The sequence below is a fragment of the Aurantibacter aestuarii genome, assembly GCF_003008425.1.
GTDB lineage: Bacteria > Bacteroidota > Bacteroidia > Flavobacteriales > Flavobacteriaceae > Aurantibacter > Aurantibacter aestuarii.
On the sequence record NZ_PXOQ01000007.1, the window covers coordinates 252,234 to 273,384 of the forward strand.

The 21,151-nt window shown below is 33.4% G+C and carries 17 protein-coding genes; 6 read left to right on the forward strand and 11 right to left on the reverse strand.

Going from position 1 to position 21,151, the window contains the following annotated elements; translation table 11 throughout:
- Positions 1-11: 11 nt before the first annotated feature.
- From C7H52_RS02355 to C7H52_RS02380, 6 genes are all read right to left on the reverse strand, one after another.
- Complete coding sequence (locus C7H52_RS02355) at positions 12-341, reverse strand: HesB/IscA family protein (protein WP_106462280.1); 330 nt, start codon at positions 339-341, stop codon at positions 12-14.
- 106 nt (positions 342-447) lie between these two features.
- Positions 448-1,524, reverse strand: a complete 1,077-nt coding sequence (locus C7H52_RS02360; protein WP_106462281.1) for a cytochrome-c peroxidase — start codon at positions 1,522-1,524, stop codon at positions 448-450.
- Position 1,525: 1 nt separating this feature from the next.
- Positions 1,526-2,323, reverse strand: a complete 798-nt coding sequence (locus C7H52_RS02365) for an MbnP family protein (RefSeq protein ID WP_106462282.1) — start codon at positions 2,321-2,323, stop codon at positions 1,526-1,528.
- Between the two features lie 20 nt (positions 2,324-2,343).
- Positions 2,344-3,690, reverse strand: a complete 1,347-nt coding sequence (locus tag C7H52_RS02370; RefSeq protein WP_106462283.1) for a hypothetical protein — start codon at positions 3,688-3,690, stop codon at positions 2,344-2,346.
- A 3-nt stretch (positions 3,691-3,693) separates the two neighbouring features.
- A complete protein-coding gene (locus C7H52_RS02375; RefSeq protein WP_106462284.1) occupies positions 3,694-5,061 on the reverse strand; it encodes a choice-of-anchor B family protein in 1,368 nt (455 codons plus the stop codon).
- Between the two features lie 10 nt (positions 5,062-5,071).
- On the reverse strand, positions 5,072-6,568 hold the full coding sequence (locus tag C7H52_RS02380; protein WP_106462285.1) for a choice-of-anchor B family protein: 1,497 nt from the start codon (positions 6,566-6,568) through the stop codon (positions 5,072-5,074).
- A gap of 128 nt (positions 6,569-6,696) precedes the next feature.
- Between C7H52_RS02380 and thiL the strand changes: the two genes are divergently transcribed.
- On the forward strand, positions 6,697-7,743 hold the full coding sequence (gene thiL / locus C7H52_RS02385) for a thiamine-phosphate kinase (protein WP_106462286.1): 1,047 nt from the start codon (positions 6,697-6,699) through the stop codon (positions 7,741-7,743).
- Here the strand turns inward: thiL and C7H52_RS02390 are convergent.
- A complete protein-coding gene (locus tag C7H52_RS02390; RefSeq protein WP_106462287.1) occupies positions 7,740-8,516 on the reverse strand; it encodes an alpha/beta fold hydrolase in 777 nt (258 codons plus the stop codon). The genes thiL and C7H52_RS02390 overlap by 4 nt on opposite strands.
- A 35-nt stretch (positions 8,517-8,551) precedes the next feature.
- Here C7H52_RS02390 and brnQ point away from each other — a divergent pair, with 35 nt between their 5' ends.
- Positions 8,552-9,835, forward strand: a complete 1,284-nt coding sequence (gene brnQ, locus C7H52_RS02395; protein ID WP_106462288.1) for a branched-chain amino acid transport system II carrier protein — start codon at positions 8,552-8,554, stop codon at positions 9,833-9,835.
- Here the strand turns inward: brnQ and C7H52_RS02400 are convergent.
- Complete coding sequence (locus C7H52_RS02400; RefSeq protein WP_106462289.1) at positions 9,810-10,469, reverse strand: hypothetical protein; 660 nt, start codon at positions 10,467-10,469, stop codon at positions 9,810-9,812. The two genes, brnQ and C7H52_RS02400, sit on opposite strands and share 26 nt — an antisense overlap.
- A gap of 102 nt (positions 10,470-10,571) precedes the next feature.
- Between C7H52_RS02400 and C7H52_RS02405 the strand changes: the two genes are divergently transcribed.
- On the forward strand, positions 10,572-11,897 hold the full coding sequence (locus C7H52_RS02405) for an aspartate kinase (RefSeq protein WP_106462290.1): 1,326 nt from the start codon (positions 10,572-10,574) through the stop codon (positions 11,895-11,897).
- Positions 11,898-11,966: 69 nt separating this feature from the next.
- On the opposite strand, the gene C7H52_RS02410 is transcribed toward C7H52_RS02405, so the two are convergent.
- The 3 genes from C7H52_RS02410 to C7H52_RS02420 all read right to left on the reverse strand — a co-directional run bounded on the left by C7H52_RS02410 (position 11,967) and on the right by C7H52_RS02420 (position 15,219).
- Positions 11,967-12,365: a VOC family protein gene (locus C7H52_RS02410; protein WP_106462291.1), complete on the reverse strand. Its 399-nt coding sequence runs from the start codon at positions 12,363-12,365 to the stop codon at positions 11,967-11,969.
- Positions 12,366-12,582: 217 nt separating this feature from the next.
- Positions 12,583-13,875 (reverse strand): aminopeptidase P family protein, encoded by a 1,293-nt coding sequence (locus tag C7H52_RS02415; RefSeq protein ID WP_106462292.1) that lies wholly within the window; start codon positions 13,873-13,875, stop codon positions 12,583-12,585.
- Positions 13,876-13,935: 60 nt separating this feature from the next.
- Complete coding sequence (locus C7H52_RS02420; RefSeq protein ID WP_106462293.1) at positions 13,936-15,219, reverse strand: DEAD/DEAH box helicase; 1,284 nt, start codon at positions 15,217-15,219, stop codon at positions 13,936-13,938.
- A 163-nt stretch (positions 15,220-15,382) separates the two neighbouring features.
- Here C7H52_RS02420 and C7H52_RS02425 point away from each other — a divergent pair, with 163 nt between their 5' ends.
- The 3 genes from C7H52_RS02425 to C7H52_RS02435 all read left to right on the forward strand — a co-directional run bounded on the left by C7H52_RS02425 (position 15,383) and on the right by C7H52_RS02435 (position 21,142).
- The gene (locus tag C7H52_RS02425) at positions 15,383-18,190 is read left to right on the forward strand and encodes a WD40/YVTN/BNR-like repeat-containing protein (RefSeq protein ID WP_106462294.1); all 2,808 of its coding nucleotides are present in this window, start codon (positions 15,383-15,385) and stop codon (positions 18,188-18,190) included.
- Between the two features lie 254 nt (positions 18,191-18,444).
- The gene (locus C7H52_RS02430; RefSeq protein ID WP_106462295.1) at positions 18,445-19,131 is read left to right on the forward strand and encodes a succinate dehydrogenase cytochrome b subunit; all 687 of its coding nucleotides are present in this window, start codon (positions 18,445-18,447) and stop codon (positions 19,129-19,131) included.
- A 13-nt stretch (positions 19,132-19,144) separates the two neighbouring features.
- On the forward strand, positions 19,145-21,142 hold the full coding sequence (locus C7H52_RS02435) for a fumarate reductase/succinate dehydrogenase flavoprotein subunit (protein WP_106462296.1): 1,998 nt from the start codon (positions 19,145-19,147) through the stop codon (positions 21,140-21,142).
- The last annotated feature ends 9 nt before the right edge of the window (positions 21,143-21,151 follow it).

Consider the following 21,151-nt stretch of genomic DNA (forward strand, 5'->3'; position numbering starts at 1 on the left):
AATAAATATTATTAAAGTGAAAAAGATTCACCACATCCACATGTTCTGTTAGCATTTGGATTATTAAACACGAAACCTGTACCATTAAGCCCACCCGAATATTCTAAGGTGGTTCCAATTAAGTACAGAAAACTTTTTTTGTCGACAATGATTTTTACACCATTATCTTCAAAAACCTTATCTTCTTCTTCTTGTTGTTTATCAAATTTTAAATCGTAAGACAAGCCTGAACAACCACCACTTTTAACACCAACACGCACATAGTCTACTGCTGGGTTAAAACCATCATCGGTCATAAGCTCAATTACTTTTTTCTTAGCAATGTCTGATACTTTTATCATAATTTTTCAATTAGAATTATTCTAAATTAAAGTGCAAATATACAATATAAGTCCCTTTTTTCCATAGAACTTACATTATATTACTGTATAGTTTTATAAGAATATCCTATTGATTTTGAAACGCAGGATTATTAACGAATTCTGGGTCTGAAAGCGTAAGAAGAAATGCTTTCAAATCGGCTCTATCTTGAGCTGATAATTGTACACCACCTTGATCGACTTTTTTCATTAATGGATCGATGGTAGGTGAATTAACTAAACCTTCACTATAATGATCTATAACCTCATCTAATGTTGCGAAACGCCCGTCATGCATGTACGGTGCAGTGTATTGAAGATTTCTTAAAGATGGTGATTTAAATTTTCCATCATCATTAGAGTCTCCTGTAACACCACCTAAACCTAAATCTGAAAAGGTGGCATCCAAACCATTGTTGTGAAATTTATTATCGGTCCATAATGGGTTATTAGGGTTTCCATGACAATGAAAACAGTCGCCTCGTGTTTCATCCATAAACACATCTAGCCCATTTTGTTCTTGAGGAGATAGAGAGACTTGCCCCAAAGTAAATTGGTCAAATTTAGAATTTCCGGAAATTAGTGTTCTCTCAAATTGAGCTATAGCCTTAACCACAAGCTCTTTAGTAATTGTAGCTGTTCCAAAAGCTCTATTAAACAAATTAGGATACTCTGGATGGTTTTGCAATTTTTCTTCCACATCTTCCCAGGATATATTTCCTAGCTCGTTAGCTTGTGTAACAGGTTCTAAAGCTTGAAGTTCTAAACTAAATTTATGTCCATCCCAGAAAAATTTTTCATCTAAATTCCAAGCTAAATTAAAAAGCGGCATCGAGTGCCTACTACCTGGTTGTCCATTTACCCCTAAGCTTAGAACTCTGTCATCTGAAAAAGCCTTTTGAGGAGCATGGCAGCTTACACAAGCTAAACTGTTGTTTGCTGATAAAATTCTGTCAAAAAACAATTTTTTACCTAGAGCAACGCCTTCATTTGTTAATGGGTTTGAAACCGGAATTAGAGGACTTGGAAGTTTTTGCTGAAACACTTCAGGTATTTGAAGCGCAAAAGGAATTGGTTCATATGCATCTTCAGAAGTCTCATTTTCGTCCTTTGAACATGATACTACTAAAATACTTAAACTTAATATGATGAACCAATATTTCATTTTAATTATTTGAAATTGTTCCTATAGAAAAAACACTTGCAACATTTTGCTGCATCATTTTTTGTGCTGTATAATTAGGCATTAATGGTGTGTCCAGAACATTTAAGTCCCATGTATTAGGGTTTCTAAAAAGCTCAGCAATGTTCATTTTTAACTCAATTTCTGTATTTCCAGCTATTAAAATATCTGTATCAAAAGCAAATGTCACAAAGTTTTGCTCAAACTCTCCTGCTGCGTTTTTTGCTGTACCATTATGAAAATTAAATGGCATTGGTGAAGCTGTGTCTACGTTATATTTACCATCAAACTGTAAAAAGTGGTAACCTCCACCTAAACCTTGAGGCCAACCCCAAGATGCAGCATTTAAATCTACATAAACTCCATCTACATTATCTTCTTCATTAAAACCCCAAACCATACTTAATTTATAATTGCCAAGAGGTATTTGAATATCGGAAGTAAAATTATAGGTGGTTTCATCAGAAATATCTAACAAATTGTAGTCCTTTAGCTTATAAACTGTTCCTGTTTCTACGCTGGTTAATTCCAATTTAGAAATTAAATATCGGATACGCTCTGCACGTAATACCTCTCCATTTTCATTGGTTAAAGTAAGCGTCGTGAAATTAGTATTATCCACCAAAGTACCATCAAAATCATTGCTTAATTTAAAATCTACTGAGGTCATTGGAGTTGTTACGTTTGTAGGAACAAACGGAGTCGCATCATCGTTATCTTCTGCACAGCTTAATACCCCTAATCCTATAAAGATAAAAGCAAAAAATTTAATTAATTTCATAAGTTAAGAGTTATAATTATTTAGTTTATTTTGATTATTAACGCATCTGTAAAACCATTATTATTAGATAAATCAAAATTGTTACTGGTTGTTTCTCCAACAGCAATAATACTACCATCATTTAATTGAGTAACATCATAAGCAAAGTCAAACTCACTACCTCCAATAGTTTTTAGCCATAATACAGCTCCAGTTTCATCTATTTGCACAACTAATGCATCATTTTGTCCGTTGTTAGTCGAAATAAAAGCATTTTCACTACGAGAACTACCTGAAATTAAATAACCATTAGCACTTTTAGTTATACTACTTGCAGTATCAAAACTCGCGCCTCCAATGGTTTTTTCCCATATTAAATTACCGTTTTCATCTATTTTAATAAGCCATAAATCGGAATCGCCGTAATTTACACTAACATCGGTATCATCACTTCTGGTATTTCCTACAATAATAAAATTATTATCTGATGTTTTAATAATCCCATGAGCTTCATCAATTTGGGTTCCTCCAAAATTCTTTTCCCATAATAAAGCTCCTGTATCTGAAATTGAAACAACCCAATAATCGTATGACCCTTTATTATTAGAGATGTCTACATCTGCACTATCAGACGCTCCAACTAAAATAAAATTTCCAGAACTTGTTTCAGCCACACCAAAAGGATCATCAGATAAATTTCCTCCAAAATATTTTGTCCATTCCTGATTACCTGTGGCATCTAATTTAACCGCCCAATAATCTCCTCCAGCATGTAATTGATTATTTGCCTGTAACGTGTTGCCTTGTCCTGCTGAAGCAGTAACATCTAGCACCCCTGAAATTAAATAGCCTGAATCTTGAGTTTGTATGATTGCATAAGCACGATCTGACCCATTAAATCCAAATGATTTTTCCCAAGTAATGTTTCCAGAGCTATCTAATTTTGTAATCCAAAAATCCTGATTCCCAAAATTTTGAGAGACATCGCCATCACTACTAGAAGCGTAGCCCGTTAGCACAAAACCACCATCTTGAGTAGCTATTAAATCGGCCCCTTTTTCATCTAAACTACCGCCATAAGTTTTAGACCACAATAATTCATCTGCTGCATTAAATCTTAACAACCAATAATCGTAACTCGTGTCTGATTTGTCGGTAATATCTATATCGATAGATTGTGTTTCACCAAAAACAGCATAACCGCCATCCTGTAATTTCACTACAGCACTAGCTAATTCATTTTTACTGCCTCCAAAATTTTTAGCATATTGCAAACTAACTGTTTGTGGGTTTTGGGGTTGATTTGCAACTGGTGCTACAAAATCATCATCTGACTTACATGCCAAAACAACCAATAAACACCCTAAAACAACAGTTATATTTCTCATATTTTATTGTTTACGTACAATAAACATACCACGCTCAATATCACCAATTACAATATTACCACTTTGAAAATAAGGGTAAATGCTCCAAACACCATTAAACGCAGCACTATCACTTGATGGAAACGTGTCTATAAAATGAGTTTCTGTCATTGCGTTAGATGAATTTCCAATGTTATCTAAATTAAGAATTCGCATTCCAGCTCTATAATTAGCTAAATAATACTCATTTCCTTTTACATAACCATTGTGATCTATAGCAGCTGTAGGACCCGTATATGTTGAAGACAACGTTGGATTATCTAAATCTGAAAAATCAAACACCAAGGTCTTTGTATTAAACCCAAAACTAGTTTCATCCAATTCGTCTCCTAAAATAAAATAACGTTGATCCTCTGTAAACCAGCCTTGATGTGCATATGCAGTTTGCGGATAAGTAAATTCACTAATTGAAATTACATTATTTTTATCTGTAACATCTAAAATAGCAACAGTATCGGTATTTCCATTACTTCCTATATATATTTCTTTTCCTTGATAATCTGGATCTGGGCCATTATAGGTAACCACTTGAGCATCATGAGAATATCCAGCTGCTTCATAATCGTTTATAAATGTAGGGTTTGTTGGGTTAGATATATCTACAAAAATAGGTCCTCCATTATTTGTTGTGTTACAACCTACTAAATATGCTACTGCTTCAGATTCGTTTATAACAATATTATGACATTTTCCAACACCAGTAAACAAGGCATCTACTGTAAAATCTTCAGGAGGGTTTGCTACATTTCGTAAACGGGTTAAATCAAAAACCTGCATACCATGAGAGTTATTTGAATTTCCATCAGCTACAATAAATGCGTGATTATTATAAACCTTAACATCTCTCCATGGTGCAGTACCTTGAGCTGTTGCAATTCTTCCTAAATTAATTGGTGCAGTTGGATCTGAAATATCTACAAAAGCTGTAGCATTAGTTAATCCAATAATAGCGTATTCCTTACCTGTGGAAGCATCGGTCCAACCCCAAACATCACTACCTTCTGCTGTAGAATTTCCAGCTAAAACATCTGTTGAAAAAACACTCATGACATCAATCCCATCACAAGGAAAAGGTCCGGCCATTCCATTAACACATGGAAATAATGGGGTGAAATTACTTGATTCACAAGCATCTCCTATACCATTATTATTAGTATCTGCCTGATCTGGATTTGGAATGCTTGCACAATTATCGTTAGCATCTGGAACTCCATCTCCATCAGTATCCTCAGCTTGCACCACTACTGGAGTAGTTCCATTAACATCATCGTCGCTCTTGCAGTTAGAAAAAAGCAAGCCTATTGCTAAAAATACTAGTGTATATTTTTTCATTTTGTATGTTTTATTTTACAATTAACTTTTTAGTTACTTTATTATTTATAGTAACTAAATAAACTCCAGACTTAAAATTACTTAAATCTAACTTATATTCTGTTTTATTTAAACTAAGAACTTCTTTTACTTTTTGACCTAATACATTATGAATCTTAACGTCATTTATAGGAAAATTAGTATTTGATGAAAAAAGAACTTCTGTTTCTGCCGGGTTTGGCGACATCGAAAATGTGTTTTCTAAGTTAAATTCATCAACACTTAGTGTATTACTTTGTCTAACAACAAACAAACCTCTTTCTATATCACTTATTATTATATTTCCACTAGCGAAGTAAGGATAGACACTCCATGCACCATTAAAATTTGCTGAATTACTCGCTGGATAGGTATCAAAATAACCAACCTCAGTCATAGGAACTGGAGAAGATATATTTGCTAAGTCTAAAACTCTCAAACCAGCACGATAGTTGGCTAAGTAAAATTTATCTCCTTTAACATAACCATTATGATCTATTGCGCGCTCTGGTCCAAAATAAGTTCTTGTTAAACTAGCGTCTGTATCAAAATCTGCATCTAAATCATTAAAATCAAATATCAACGTTTTTGTATTGAAGCCAAAAGACTGTTCATCAACCTCATCACCCATTATAAAATAACGTTGGTCGTCTGTAAACCAACCTTGGTGTGCGTATCTTGTTTGAGGATAAGAAAATTCGTTTATAGGTATTACATTATTTTTATCGGTTACATCTAAAATAACCACTTTATCTGTATTACCATTACTACCGATATAAATTTGACGACCTATTATTCCATTTGCTGGATCATAATAGTCTAAATCCGGACCAGTATAAGTCACAACCTGAGCATCGTGAGAATAACCTCCAGCTGTGTAATCATTTAAAAAAGTAGGGCTTGTAGGATTAGAGATATCAATAAAAATAGGTCCGCCTCCATTAGTAGAGCTACAGCCTACTAAATAAGCAATCGCTTCAGATTCATTTATAACAATGTTATGACAACTACCTACACCAGTATAAACGGCGTCTGCAGTATAGGTACCATTCACAGAAGCTTCCGATCTTAGTCGTGTTAAATCAAACACTTGCATACCGTGACTACCTACACCATCGGCAACAATAAACGCATGATTATTATATACTTTAACGTCTCTCCAGAAATTTGTACCTGCATTAGTATCTACACGTCCTAAAAAAACAGGATTTAAAGGATCTGTTACATTTACGAATGCAGTACTATTTGTAGTCGCTACAATTGCATATTCATTATTGTTTAATGGATCTGTCCATCCCCAGATATCACTACCTTCAGGATTTCCAAGAGTATTTGCAAGTACCGAAATAGGCACATTAGACATTAAATCGTAATCGTTACAAGGGTAAATTCCTGCCATATTAGTGTTAGTATCACATAGGGTTTGAGAGACTAAAACTGAATTATAAAACAACAAAAAACTTACAAAAAGTACGTAATTTTTAATCATAGGTCAAAAAAATGTTTGGGTTATCAACAAAAGTAAGTTTTTTTTAAAGAAAAAACAGTTATCTAATTAATTTTTAATTATCTAAAGATTTCTAGACATACTATTTTTATGTTTATTAATTTTGCGATATGATTGAAGATAAAAACACAGAGAAAACAGATTTAAGTGCCTTAGGTGAATTTGGTTTAATTGAACATTTAACTAGAAACTTAACCATAAAACAAACTTCTACTATTAAAGGTATTGGAGATGATGCAGCTGTTCTAGAACCTGGAGAGAAAAAAATTGTTGTCACTACAGACTTATTGGTTGAAGGTGTTCACTTTGATTTAAGTTATATGCCTTTAAAACATCTAGGTTACAAATCGGTTATTGTAAATTTATCTGATGTTTATGCCATGAATGCCAATGCAACTCAAATTACGGTTTCTATAGCGGTTTCAAATCGATTTCCATTAGAAGCTTTAGAAGAGTTATATGCTGGTATTGAAACTGCAGCAGCTATATATGGTATTGATGTTATTGGCGGAGACACCACGTCTTCTACAAAAGGCTTATTAATTTCTGTAACCGCTATAGGCGAGGTTAAAACGGAAAAAATAACCTACAGAAATGGCGCAAAACCAAATGATTTACTTGTTGTAACTGGTGATATTGGCGCCGCCTATTTAGGTCTACAGGTGTTAGAACGCGAGAAAGAGGTTTTTAAAGTAAACCCTAATAACCAACCAGACCTAGATGCTTATACTTATATCATTGAACGCCAGCTAAAGCCGGAAGCTCGTAAGGATATTGTAAAGCTTTTAGAAGATTTAGACGTGATCCCAACTAGTATGATTGACATTAGCGATGGACTTTCTTCTGAAATTTTACATTTATGTAAAGCCAGTAATGTGGGTTGCGATTTATATGAAAACAAACTACCTCTTGATCCACAAGTAATTTCTACTGCGGAAGAATTTAATATGGATAGTACCACTATTGCCTTGAGTGGCGGTGAAGATTATGAGTTACTTATGACCATTTCTCAAGACGATTTTCCTAAAATTAAAGCAAATCCTAATTTAACGGTAATTGGCTTTATAACTGAAGAAAGTTTAGGTGCGCATTTAGTTACCAGAGCAGAAACTAAAATACCATTACAAGCACAAGGCTGGAAAAATTTTGAAAATTAATTAATTACGAAATCACTTAAGACTTTTTCTAAGTCTTCTAATGCTTCTACATGACTCATGTGTCCACCATTTAAGGCATAAAATTGAGCGTTTGTGTTATTGGCAATCTGTTTTAATTCTTCAAAATCTATTACAGAATCGTTTATTCCTGCAATAATTGCTTTTTTAAAGGTGCTTTGTTTAAAAAACTCTGTATTATCTGGTCTTTGCATCATCCCTTCTTGAGCTGCAATATAACCTTGTATAGGAGTTTTTAAAGCTTCGGTTTTAATGGCTTCTATTTCATTTTCAAATTTTTGCCTGTTTTTTTCATAAAACAAGTTGTTTATTGACATACTTACTAAACTTTCATAAAACTTTTTTGCGTTTTTAACAGCTCTGGTGCGTAATAATTTTCGAGAGACATCGTCGTTTTTTGTAGTAGAATTTAGTAAACATATACCAGTGACTTTTATATTTTCGCGTTTAGCTATGCTTAAAGCCACATAGCCACCTAAACTATGACCAACCATTTGACAAGCAGGTATTTGTAGATTATTTAAAACCTCCTCGATTGCTTCTGCAAAGTCTGCCATACTATGAATATAACCTATACAGTGCGAATTTCCATGACCTAATAAGTCGACTACAATTATTTGATTCGATTTAGATAATTTTGGAATTAAATTGTCCCACATACTACTGTTTTCTAAAAATCCATGGATTAATACCACAGGTTCTCCGCTTCCAAAAACCGAATAAAATACTTCTGCCCCTTTATAATTTAAAATCATTTTTATACTATATTCGGCTAATATAATTTCATAAAATGAATAAATCTAAAGAAATTTTAATTACCGGTTTTGCTTTATTTTCTATGTTTTTTGGAGCAGGAAATTTAATTCTACCGCCATTTTTAGGTGTACAATCTGGCGATAATTGGTGGTTGGTAACTTTAGGTTTTGCTATTACCGCAGTTATTATTCCTATTTTAGCGATAATTGCTCATGCTAAATTACAAGGTACTTTATATGATTTTGCTAAGCCTATTTCTCCTGTATTTGCCTCTGTATATTGCTTTATCATTTATGTTATATGTATTCTGCTACCGGCGCCAAGAACCGCAAGTGTAACGCATGAAATGGCTATAGAGCCTTTTTTTAATAGCAACTCATTACTTACAAGTGGAATATATTTTGGACTAGTATTGCTGTTTGTTTTAAATCGAAGTAAGGTCACACAACTTCTAGGAAAATTCTTAACACCACTTATTGTTTTGATTTTATTGGCAATAATTTTTATTGGCTGTTTTACCAGTCCTGACATTATACAAGCAACAGACTATTTGAGTCCTTTTTCTTCAGGTGTTTTGGAAGGCTATCAAACTTTTGATGCTATTGGCGGGGCGGTTATTGGAGGCGTTATAGTTATTTCACTAAAAATCAAAGGGTTTCATACTTTTGAAAATATAAAACAGTTAATAATAAAATCTGGACTTTTAGCGGGTTTTGGTCTCCTAATTATATATACTGGTTTACTTTTTAATGGCGCTGCATTTGGCGCAGAATTTAGCGGAGACATTACTCGTACTGCCTTATTAAATCAATTAAGTATATTAACCTTAGGGCAAACAGGTGCTGTTTTTTTAAGTGTATTAGTCGCATTAGCTTGTTTTACTACAGCGGTAGGTATTATTACCGGAACAGCAGATTATTTTAAAGGTGTCTTTAATCAATCTCAAAAAGCATATCAAATTACAGCAATTATTGGATGTTTTTTTGGTGTATTAGTTGGACAGTTTAATGTGGCTTTTATTATTGACATTGCAATTCCTATCCTATTAATTATCTATCCAGTTACTATTGTTTTGATTATTTTAAATGCCATACCTTCTAAATTCACCAACCCTAAGTTATTTAAAGTGGTCGTCTATACTACAATCCTTTTTAGTTTACCAGATGTATTACATGTCGTTTTTCCCGAGAATAAGGTTGTATTAGGTTTATTAAATTTTATACCCTTTTCTAAACAAAGTTTCGGTTGGGTTATGCCAAGTTTAGCAAGCTATATTGTTGCTTATGTTTATTTTAAATTTCTTTCAAACGCGAAATAATCTTAAAAGCTTTATCAATATACATATCCTCAAAAAGTAAAGTAAACTCGTTTGTAGTTGATACCATTTCATAAATGGAAATACCTTCCCAAGCTAAAAGTTTAAATATATGATAATACAAACCTGTCATTCGGGTATTATTTTCAGGGAGTTGAATGCTAATAGCCGAAAGTTTATCTAAACTCTCTAATAAAATTTCCCCTTTAAAACTGCTAATTACATTTTCCTTTTCCTGAGTAGTAATAATTAAATTACTCTCATGAATACCACGTGTAAAAGCATAAAATATATTTGTTTTTTTATTGATGAGATTTAAAATTTTAGCATGACTATCTATTAAAGTTGAAGAATTTTTATAGGTAAAATCTGTTAAATTTGAGCGCACAGTAATATCACCTAACTGCATAATTATCTGCTTCAATTTGTTTGTATTAGTAATAGCTTGAGGAATACTATAACGTCTAAGAGCCATCATAATAGCACCACTTTTTACTGGCTTACCTACACGCTTACCAATTTCAGGAATCAATTCTTCAGCTAATGCAGAGTAATTTATAATTCCTCTCGAAAGTGCTTCTTCAAGAAAAGGTTGTTGTTTTAATAATTCTTCTACACAAAAAGTAATCGTTTTCATTTTGTTATATAGTTAACATTTTGTGCAAATATAGTATAAATTTAGAATTTATTATTACGACTCTAATTATGCCGTTAATTTTACAATCAAAAAAATACTTCAATGAAAATTTTAAAATTTGGTGGAACATCGGTTGGGTCTGTAAAGAATATGTCTTTAGTAAAAGATATTATAAACACTAGCGAAAAAAAAATAGTTGTGCTATCTGCTATGTCTGGCACTACAAATACTCTAGTAGCTGTTAATACCGCAATTAAAAACAATGAAATAGCAGTTGCGGAATCTATTATTTCAAGCCTAAGCGATAATTATCTTAAGGTTACAGAACAGTTATACCAAAAAGCCGAATATAAAGAACTAGCTATTAATTACATTACGAAGGTGATAATGCAGCTGCAAAGCCTTGCTACTAAACCTACTTCTAATCATACCGAATATCAAGTTTTAGCACAAGGAGAACTTTTGTCTACACATTTATTTTATTACTTTTTAAAAGAACATCAAATTAACGCCGCGCTATTACCAGCATTAGATTTTATGCGATTAGATCACTTTGGTGAGCCTGATAATTTTTATATTAAGAAAAATCTTTCACAAATTTTAGACTCTAAAAATGAAGTGGAAATTTATATAACTCAAGGTTTTATTACACGAGATTATATGGGAGAAATTTCAAACTTACAGCGTGGTGGCAGCGATTATACCGCTACTATTATTGGAGCTGCTTTAGATGTTGAAGAAGTTCAAATTTGGACTGATATTGATGGCTTTCATAATAACGACCCAAGGTTTGTAGCCAATACACATACCATTTCCCATTTATCTTTTGAAGAGGCTGCGGAACTCGCTTACTTTGGTGCAAAAATATTACATCCACAAACCGTAATTCCTGTTCGCAATAAAAATATCCCTGTACGACTAAAAAACACGATGCAACCCGAAGCACCTGGTACACTTATAGACAGCTCCATACATGGCGAAGGTATTAAAGCAATTGCTGCAAAAGATGGTATTACGGCTATAAAAATTAAGTCGGCAAGAATGTTACTGGCTCATGGTTTTTTAAAAAAAGTGTTTGATATTTTTGATTATTACCAAACACCTATTGACATGATTACAACATCGGAAATAGCTGTGTCGCTTACCATAGACAACCCTACTCATTTAGAAAGTATTTGCCATGAATTAGAAAAAATTGCAGCTATAGAAATTGAAACCAATCGCAGTATAGTATGTTTAGTAGGCCATAATATTGTAAACCATCATGAAACGCCTAATCTATTTCAAATCTTACAAGATGTTAACGTAAGAATGATATCTTATGGCGGTAGCAATAATAATATTTCATTATTAATAAATACTAATGACAAGCTAGAAACGCTCAGAAAATTAAATCGTTATGTGTTTGAACCCGCAGAAGTATTTTGAATGGTAAAATTCAAAAAAAAGACGAACTAATAGTTCGTCTTTTTTTTAAGAAATTTATTAAATGATGAATTACTTATTGTAGTTAATCATCCAATTTGTTCCATATTTATCGGTACATCTTCCATAATATCCCCATTCTCGTTCTTGATAATCATGATGGACTTTACCGTTGTTAGATAATTTATGAAACAACTCTTTACCTTCACTTTCACTTGCTGCATCAATACTCATATGCATTTGGTTCCCTACATTAAGCGGTGTATCTGGAGAGGCATCATAAGCCATAAAATGAATATTGTTTCCTTTTAATTCCGCATGTTGTAATTTAGTTTTAAATGATGCTGGAATGTCTATTTTGGCGTCTTCATAAGTCTGTTTATTCACAATTTTTGCATCAAATAAATCGCTATAGAAATTTAATGCATCGTGACAGTTTCCGTTAAAAGATAAATAAGCTTGAATTTTCATAGGTTTAGATTTTTAATATTAATATTTAGTTCGTTTAAATAATATAAGTCTAATTATCCAGGCACTTAGGACGTTTAAAACAAGTTTAACGTGATATTAATACTATTTAACATTATTCGAAATATGTAGTTATATCTAAATATACCCAATTCATGTTAGGTCAAAAAAAAAATCCGCTAACTCATTAGCGGATTTTGTAAAATGTATATTTAAAATATTAACTATTCATAATATCTTCAATTTCTTCAATTTCAATTGGAATATTACGCATTAGGTTAAAAGGTTCTCCAGTTTTTTGAATGACCAAATCATCTTCTAATCGAATACCAAATCCTTCATCTGGAATATAAATTCCTGGTTCCACCGTAAACACGTTGTTTTCCTGCATAGGCTCTGTTAAAATACCATAATCATGCGTGTCTAAACCAATATGGTGAGACGTTCCATGCATAAAGTATTTTTTGTAAGCTGGCCAGTCTGGATTTTCATTCTGTACATCAGCTTTATCTAACAAACCTAAGCCTAAAAGCTCACTAGTCATTAATTTACCAACCTCAACATGGTAATCTGCCCAAATGGTTCCAGGAACTAACATTTTGGTCGCATCCTTTTTTACACGATTTACAGCGTTATACACCGCTTTTTGTCTATCATTAAAACGTCCAGAAACCGGAATGGTTCTGGTCATATCACTTGCATAATTACTATAAGTGGCTCCAGCATCAATTAATATTAAATCGCCCGCTTTACATTCTTGGTTATTCTCTATATAATGTAATACGTTAGCATTATTTCCTGATGCTATAATTGGTGTGTATGCAAATCCGTCTGAACGGTTATTTAAAAACTCGTGCATAAACTCGGCTTCCAGATTATATTCAAAAACGCCAGGTTTTGTAAACTTCAATATACGTTTAAAAGCTTTTTCAGTAATAGAACACGCAGTTTGCATTAAATCTATTTCTATTTGATCTTTTACCGAACGTAATCGTTGTAAAATTGGATTAGATTTTGCCACACTATGTGCAGGATATTTATCTTTAATCCATTTGGTAAAACGATCTTCACGAGTTTCAGTTTCAACATTTGCTCTATAATGCTCGTTGGTGTTTATATAAATAGTTTCGGCTTGCGTCATCATTTCAAACAACACTTTCTCCAAATCTTTTAACCAGTAAACGGTTTTAATACCACTGGTTTCAAATGCGGCTTCCTTAGTTAATTTTTCGCCTTCCCAAACCGCAATATGTTCATTGGTTTCTTTTAAAAATAAAACCTCACGATTTTTAGGATTTGGGCAATCTGGAAAAAGCACTAAAATACTTTCTTCTTGGTCGACACCACTTAAATAAAAGATATCTCTATGCTGGTTAAAAGGCATCGTACTATCTGCACCAACCGGATAAATATCGTTAGAATTAAAAAAAGCAATTCCTTTTGGTTTCATTTTAGCCGCAAAGTTTTTACGGTTTTTTATAAATAATTTCGAGTCTATTTTGTCGTATTTCATCTTAATATTTTTCTATAAAACCAAAGGTAATAATTATGTTATTAAATAACGAATTATAAGCTAGTCTCTACGTTTTCTAGGATTATCTCTTCTCTGACTGTTGTTACTTGGTCTTTGTCGTTTTGGTTTGCCGTTACTATTTTGACTTCTAGAATTTCCTCCGGAACCCTTTTTCTTTTTTTGTGTGGAAGCGGCTTTTGGTGGAGCGGCATCTGTAGGTTCATAACCTTCAATAATTTCCATTTCTATGCGCTCGTTTAAAACCTTTTCAATTGCTTTTAAATAATCTAATTCCTCACTACAAACTAGAGAAATAGCTTCTCCTACCGCTCCTGCTCTACCGGTACGACCAATTCTATGTACATAATCTTCTGGTACGTTAGGTAATTCAAAATTAATAACATGTGGTAATAAAGGAATATCAAGTCCTCGAGCAGCAATATCTGTTGCCACTAAAACTCTAATCTTATTTTCTTTAAAATAAGCTAAGGCTTTAGTTCTTGCACCCTGACTTTTATTTCCGTGTATTGCAGCAGCCGTAATTTTAGATTTCTCTAATTTCTGTGTTAATTTATTGGCGCCATGTTTGGTGCGTGTAAAAATTAAAACCTGACTCCAGTTGCCTTCTTTAATTAAATTAGTCACAACTTCAGTCTTTTTACCTTTATCTACGTTATATGCTTTTTGAGTAATGGTTTCTGTTGCTGTGTTTTCTGGCGTTGCTTCAACCGAAACTGGGTTTTTTAAAATGGTATGCGCCAATGCTTTAATATCCTTAGAAAATGTTGCCGAAAACATTAAATTTTGGCGTTCTTCAGGAATTAAAGAAATTACTTTTTTAATATCACGCAAAAACCCCATATCTAGCATACGGTCGGCTTCATCTAAAACAAAAATTTTAACGCGTTTTAATGATAAAGCGCCTTGGTTTTCTAAATCTAATAAACGTCCTGGTGTTGCCACTAAAACATCTACACCACGTCTAAGCGTAGTTATTTGTGCTTTTGCTTTTACCCCACCAAAAATTACAGCACTTTTTATATCTAAGTGAACACTGTATTCTCTAACGTTTTCATAAACTTGCGCCGCTAGTTCTCGTGTTGGCGTTAAAATTAAAGCACGTATTGGTCGCTTTCCTTCTTTTTTTGTTGCTGCTAAATCGTGTAGCATTGGCAACGTAAAACCTGCTGTTTTACCGGTACCTGTTTGTGCCGAAGCTAATATATCTTTACCGTTAAGAATATGTGGAATTGCTTTTTCTTGTATGGGCGAAGGTGTTGTGTAACCTTTCTCTCTTACAGCTTTCAGAATATCTTCTGAAAGACCTAAATCTTCAAATGTCATAAATCGTGTTTCAGAAACTTATTGTAAAGCTTCTATAATAATCTGCAAAAGTACGTTTAATTAAATTAAGTATGGTTTTTTAAGTTTTTAAGCTTTAACTAGTATTTCTTTTTTATTTTTAAGCTGAAATTTTTCGCAATTCCTTTCAAAATTCAACCTCTTTATGAAAAATCTATACGGACTTATGCTGTTTTTTAGCATTCTAACTATCGCTGAAGCACAAGAAGATGCTATGCAACTTAATGTCTTAAAAAACCAGTCCTTAGTTAAAAATATAAGTTTTGAGTCTATTGGACCAACGGTAATGAGTGGTCGTGTGGTAGATGTAGACGTTAACCCAGAAAATCCAACCGAATTTTATGTGGCTTATGCTTCAGGAGGTGTTTGGCACACCACAAATAATGGCAGCAGTTTTAAGCCAATTTTAGATCATTTTCCTACACAAAATATTGGTGATATTGCAGTTCATTGGGCAAGCAGAACAATTTATGTAGGCACAGGAGAAAATAACAGTTCACGCTCCAGTTATGCTGGTATAGGGATTTTAAAATCAACAGATAACGGAGAAAACTGGGAGCATTTAGGATTACCAGATTCACACCATATTGGTCGCGTATTAATAAACCCAGACAATGTAAACGAAGTGGTGGTAGGCGTTTTAGGACATTTATATACACCTAATAATGAAAGGGGAATTTACAAAACCACAGATGGAGGAAAAACATGGCAAAACACTCTATTTATAAACGATTTGTCTGGAATTATCGATGTGCAACACGCACCAAAAAATTTCAACATTATGTACGCTTCATCTTGGACTAAAGATCGTAAAGCGTGGAATTTTAATGGAAACGGAACAGGTTCAGGTATATATAAAAGTACAGATGCCGGACAGAACTGGGAATTAATTTCAACCCAAAAAAGTAATTTTCCAAAAGGAGATGGTGTTGGACGTATTGGATTAGCCGTTTTTAACGAATCTACCGTTTACGCTTTACATGACAATCAAGACAGAAGAACAGAAGAAACTAAAAAAGAAATTACATCTGGTTTACAGAAAGACGATTTTAAAACCATGACAGAATCTGCCTTTTTAAAACTAAGCGATAAAGATTTGAATGGATTTTTAAAAACAAATGGTTTTCAAGAGAAATATCGTGCAGAAAACGTAAAACAAATGGTAAGAAGTGGTAATGTTAAACCTATAGATTTAGCGCGCTATCTTGAAGATGCTAATTCTATGTTGTTTGACACTCCAGTAATTGGTGCAGAGGTTTTTAAAACCACTAATGGCGGGAATACTTGGCAAAAAACTCATGACGACTATTTAGACGATTTATTTTATAGCTATGGATACTATTTTGGTGAAGTAAGAGTCGATCTTCAAAATGAAAATAACATTTACGTTATGGGAGTTCCTATTTTAAAATCTAAAAATGGAGGACAAACGTTTGAGTCTATAAGTCGTGAAAATGTTCATGCAGATCATCAGGCTTTATGGGTAAATCCAAATAAATCAGGTCATTTAATAAATGGGAATGATGGCGGATTAAACATGAGTTATGACGATGGAGAAACTTGGGAGAAATTAAATGTTAATGCGGTTGGGCAATTCTACACCGTAAATGTAGATAATGAAACGCCTTATAATGTTTACGGTGGCTTACAGGATAATGGGGTTTGGGTTGGAGCCCATAACGCAAAAATGGATAAAGGCTGGCAACAGTCTGGACAAAATCCTTTTGAAAGTATTATGGGTGGTGACGGGATGCAAATCCAGATAGACAATAGAAATTCTAATATTGTTTACACCGGTTATCAATTTGGAAATTATTACCGTATAAATCGTGAAACAGAGGAACAAAAATACATTCAACCTAAACACGAATTAGGCGAAAATCCTTACCGATTTAATTGGCAAACACCTATTTTATTATCACCTCACAATCAGGATATTTTATATTTAGGTGGCAATAAATTGATGCGTTCTTTAAACCAAGGTAACGACTGGCATGCTATTTCGGGAGATTTAACGCATGGAGGCAAAAAAGGAAATGTTGCTTTTGGAACCCTTACAACTATTAGCGAGTCGCCTTTTGAGTTTGGTTTAATTTATACAGGATCGGATGATGGTTTAATTCAGTTAACTAAAAATTCTGGAGCAAATTGGTCTGTTATTTCTAATAATTTACCTCAAAATTTGTGGGTATCTCGCGTTATTGCTTCGCAACATAAAAAAGAACGTGTTTACGCCACTTTAAATGGTTACAGAAATGATGATTTTAAAGCCTATGTTTATAAGTCTGAAGATTATGGCACTACCTGGAAACCTATAAATACTGGTGTTTTCAATGCGCCTGTAAATGTTATTAAAGAAGATTTAGAGAATGAAAATGTGCTGTATCTAGGTACTGATAATGCCGCTTATGTAAGTTTTAATCAAGGAAAAAATTGGGAGGTTTTCAACAAAATACCTGCAGTTGCTGTACATGATTTAGTCCTTCAAAAAGCTTCTGGAGATCTTATTTTAGGTACACACGGTAGAAGTCTTTACAAAACTAATGTGAGTGCTTTTAAACATAGTGATGCCGATTTTTTTAATAAAGACGTTTCGATATTTAATATTGAATCTATTAATTATTCGGGGAATTGGGGAAGCTCTTGGAGTAAATGGTTAACACCTTATGAACCAGAACTTCATATCTCATTTTACACCAATACAGCAGAGCAATTACAAATTGAAGTTTTATCAAATTCAGGTAAAGTCATTCGCCAAATATCTTTTAAAGCCGAAAAAGGATTTAATAGGTTAGACTATGATGTGACTTTAAACGAAAAAGGAGTAAATCAACTTAAAAAAGAAAACGAAAATCTTAAAATTTCTAAAGCTAAAAACGGAAAATACTATTTACCAAAAGGAAATTATAAAGTAAAAATTAAGTCCCAAACAGAGTCTTTCGATATCAAATAACATCCTATTTGTTTAAGCTTAACTTGTTTATAGTTAGGTCTCTATAAATTAAAATTAGGGCTTAAAACCTACATTAATACTTGTTTTTAAAGCTTTGTTTGACTTTTATTATCGAAAACGTTTGAATTTATTCATAATTAGAGGTTAAACAGCTAATTATACACATTCTAAATAAGACTGAAATTAGAGTTTAATATTTGCTATAGTTGGGGTTACACCTTATCTTTGTTGTACAAACAATTAACTATAAAATAATGAGCGGAATTTTAAATTCTTCAATTGGAAGAAAGTTTGCTATGGCACTTTCAGCATTCTTTCTAATGGTTTTCTTACTTCAACATTTTTCTATTAACATTTTATCGGTATTTAGCCCAGATACTTTTAACGAAGTGTCTCATTTTATGGGTACGTTTTGGGTTATTCAATATCTATTACAACCGGTGTTAATTTTCGGTGTAATTTTCCACTTTGTGATGGGTTTCATCTTAGAAATAAGAAATAATAAAGCACGTCAAATTAGCTACGCTAAAAATAATGGAGGTGCAAATTCATCTTGGATGAGCCGTAATATGATTTGGAGTGGATTAGCTATTTTAGCTTTTATCATATTACACTTTATTGATTTTTGGATTCCAGAAATCAATACTAAATTTATAGCTGGAGATATGTCTGGTTTGGTAAATCCTGAAAATGCAGACAGTGGTTTTAGATATTATGAAGAGTTAGTTCATAAATTTGAAAACCCAATTAGAGTTGTTGCTTATGTTATAGCGTTCGTATTTTTAGCATTACACTTATTACACGGTTTTAACTCGGCATTCCAGTCGGTTGGAGCAAACAACAAATACACCAAAGGTTTAATGACATTTAGTAAAATATATGCAATTGGTATTCCAGCTGGATTTATTTTTATTGCTATTTATCATTTCTTAAACCACTAAAATATAGTTTACTATGGCTTTAGATTCTAAAATACCAAAAGGTCCATTAGCAGATAAATGGACAAATTATAAAAATGAAATTAACTTAGTTAATCCAGCCAACAAACGTCTAATAGATGTTATTGTTGTTGGAACTGGTTTAGCTGGTGGGTCTGCTGCTGCAACTTTAGCCGAATTAGGTTATAACGTAAAAGCATTTTGTTTTCAAGATTCTCCAAGACGTGCGCACTCCATTGCAGCACAAGGAGGAATTAATGCAGCAAAAAACTATCAAGGTGATGGGGATTCTACCTACAGATTATTTTACGATACTGTAAAAGGAGGAGATTACCGTTCTCGTGAAGCTAACGTATATCGTTTAGCAGAAGTTTCTGCAAATATTATTGACCAATGTGTGGCTCAAGGTGTTCCTTTTGCTCGTGACTATGGTGGATTATTAGACAACCGTTCATTTGGTGGTGTTTTAGTATCTCGTACATTCTATGCTAAGGGTCAAACAGGACAGCAACTTTTATTAGGTGCTTATTCTGCCATGAACCGCCAGATTGGACGTGGTAAAATAAAAATGTACAATCGTCATGAAATGTTAGACGTTGTAAAAGTTGGTGGTAAAGCACGTGGTATTATTGCCCGTAATTTAGTAACCGGCGAAATTGAAAGACATTCAGCTCACGCTGTAGTTTTAGGTACTGGTGGATATGGTAACGTATTCTTCTTATCTACAAATGCAATGGGTTCTAACGTAACGGCAGCATGGAAAGCTCACAAACGTGGTGCTTACTTTGCAAACCCTTGTTATACACAAATTCATCCAACTTGTATTCCTGTTTCCGGAGATCATCAATCAAAACTGACGTTAATGTCAGAATCTTTACGTAACGATGGTCGTATCTGGGTGCCTAAAAAAATGGAAGATGTTGAGGCTATTAGAAATAAAACCTTAAAACCTACACAGATTGCAGAGGAAGATCGTGATTATTACTTAGAGCGTCGTTATCCTGCATTTGGTAACTTAGTACCTCGTGATGTAGCTTCTCGTGCTGCAAAAGAGCGATGTGATGCTGGTTATGGCGTTAATGCTACCGGAGAAGCGGTTTATTTAGATTTCGCATCGGCTATACAGCGATACGGTAAAGAAGCGGCTCATGTTAAAGGTTTAAATGAAAACGATAAAGAGGTTGTAACTCAATTAGGTAAGGAAGTCGTTAAAAATAAATACGGGAATTTATTCCAGATGTATGAAAAAATTGTAGACGAAAACCCTTACGAAACTCCAATGATGATTTATCCTGCAGTACACTATACTATGGGTGGTATTTGGGTAGATTACAACTTACAAACAACAGTTCCTGGTTTATACGCAATTGGTGAAGCCAATTTCTCAGACCACGGAGCAAACAGACTTGGTGCTTCTGCATTAATGCAAGGTTTAGCCGATGGGTATTTTGTATTACCTTATACTATTGGAGACTATTTAGCAGACGATATTAGAACTGGGCCAATCCCAACAGATTCTCCAGAGTTTGATGAAGCTGAAAATAAAGTTAAAGCAGACATTGACCATTTAATTAATAATAACGGTACAAAACCAGTAGATTATTTCCACAAACGTTTAGGTAAAATAATGTGGAATAAATGTGGAATGGCTCGTAATGAAAAAGAATTAAAAGAAGCTATTACTGAAATCTCTGAATTAAGAGCAGAATTCTGGAAAGATGTTCGTGTGCCTGGTTCTAAAGATGAATTTAACGAAGAATTAGCGAAAGCTGGTCGTGTTGCCGATTTCTTAGAGTTAGGAGAGTTATTTGCTAAAGATGCACTTTACAGAGAAGAATCTGCAGGTGGACACTTTAGAGAAGAATATCAAACTGAAGAAGGAGAAGCTCAACGTCGTAAAGAATTCCAATTTGTTTCGGCATGGGAATATAAAGGAGAACCAAAAGATGCGGTTCTACATAAAGAAGACCTTGTTTACGAAAATATTGAAGTTAAAGAACGTTCTTATAAATAACATTTAAAC

Bases quoted from the DNA above. Each gene is read 5' to 3' on its own strand.
- C7H52_RS02355 (WP_106462280.1), bottom strand. From the start codon at position 341: ATGATAAAAGTATCAGACATTGCTAAGAAAAAAGTAATTGAGCTTATG.
- C7H52_RS02380 (WP_106462285.1), bottom strand. From the start codon at position 6,568: ATGATTAAAAATTACGTACTTTTTGTAAGTTTTTTGTTGTTTTATAAT.
- C7H52_RS02420 (WP_106462293.1), bottom strand. From the start codon at position 15,219: ATGACATTTGAAGATTTAGGTCTTTCAGAAGATATTCTGAAAGCTGTA.
- C7H52_RS02390 (WP_106462287.1), bottom strand. From the start codon at position 8,516: ATGATTTTAAATTATAAAGGGGCAGAAGTATTTTATTCGGTTTTTGGA.
- C7H52_RS02425 (WP_106462294.1), top strand. From the start codon at position 15,383: ATGAAAAATCTATACGGACTTATGCTGTTTTTTAGCATTCTAACTATC.
- C7H52_RS02370 (WP_106462283.1), bottom strand. From the start codon at position 3,690: ATGAGAAATATAACTGTTGTTTTAGGGTGTTTATTGGTTGTTTTGGCA.
- C7H52_RS02400 (WP_106462289.1), bottom strand. From the start codon at position 10,469: ATGAAAACGATTACTTTTTGTGTAGAAGAATTATTAAAACAACAACCT.
- C7H52_RS02415 (WP_106462292.1), bottom strand. From the start codon at position 13,875: ATGAAATACGACAAAATAGACTCGAAATTATTTATAAAAAACCGTAAA.
- C7H52_RS02410 (WP_106462291.1), bottom strand. From the start codon at position 12,365: ATGAAAATTCAAGCTTATTTATCTTTTAACGGAAACTGTCACGATGCA.
- C7H52_RS02365 (WP_106462282.1), bottom strand. From the start codon at position 2,323: ATGAAATTAATTAAATTTTTTGCTTTTATCTTTATAGGATTAGGGGTA.
- C7H52_RS02375 (WP_106462284.1), bottom strand. From the start codon at position 5,061: ATGAAAAAATATACACTAGTATTTTTAGCAATAGGCTTGCTTTTTTCT.
- C7H52_RS02405 (WP_106462290.1), top strand. From the start codon at position 10,572: ATGAAAATTTTAAAATTTGGTGGAACATCGGTTGGGTCTGTAAAGAAT.
- C7H52_RS02430 (WP_106462295.1), top strand. From the start codon at position 18,445: ATGAGCGGAATTTTAAATTCTTCAATTGGAAGAAAGTTTGCTATGGCA.
- C7H52_RS02435 (WP_106462296.1), top strand. From the start codon at position 19,145: ATGGCTTTAGATTCTAAAATACCAAAAGGTCCATTAGCAGATAAATGG.
- C7H52_RS02360 (WP_106462281.1), bottom strand. From the start codon at position 1,524: ATGAAATATTGGTTCATCATATTAAGTTTAAGTATTTTAGTAGTATCA.
- brnQ (WP_106462288.1), top strand. From the start codon at position 8,552: ATGAATAAATCTAAAGAAATTTTAATTACCGGTTTTGCTTTATTTTCT.
- thiL (WP_106462286.1), top strand. From the start codon at position 6,697: ATGATTGAAGATAAAAACACAGAGAAAACAGATTTAAGTGCCTTAGGT.